This is a genomic window from Sphaerotilus sulfidivorans (assembly GCF_013426975.1).
Classification (GTDB): domain Bacteria; phylum Pseudomonadota; class Gammaproteobacteria; order Burkholderiales; family Burkholderiaceae_C; genus Sphaerotilus; species Sphaerotilus sulfidivorans.
This window is the reverse complement of the sequence record NZ_JACCPY010000099.1, coordinates 1-425: the sequence shown is the minus strand read 5'-3', so window position 1 is coordinate 425 and position 425 is coordinate 1. Positions and strand designations below refer to the sequence as shown.

Below are 425 nucleotides of genomic sequence, written 5' to 3'. Positions count from 1 at the left end.
CAGCAGCGAGCGCAAGCGCGGCGGGCAGCCCGGGCACAAGGGCACATACCGGACGCTGCTGGACGAGGGCGAGGTCGACGCGGTGCACGAGTGCCCGCCACCCGAGGTGTGCGAGTGCGGCGGGCCGATCGAGCCGGGTCGGGCGCTGCGCCACCAGGTGACGGATCTGGCGCAGGCGGTGCGGGCGGAGGTGCAGGAATACCGGCTGTACCGCGGGGTGTGCGGACACTGCCGCAAGACGCACGAGAGCCGGCTGCCGGCCGGGGTGCCGCGCGGGCAGATCGGGCCGAGGGCGCTGGCCCTGATCGGGGCGCTGGGCACGCGGTACCACCTGACGCAGGACAAGATCCGCACGCTGCTGGGCGAGGTGCTGGGGGTGCGCTTCAGCCTGGGGGCGATCTCGCAGGCGCAAGGGCTGGTGGCGC

Annotated in this window: 1 pseudogene; it reads left to right on the top strand. The window is 74.6% G+C overall.

Annotated features, from left to right (window positions below):
* Positions 1 to 425: pseudogene (locus tag HZU84_RS21070) on the top strand (IS66 family transposase); the annotation flags it as partial.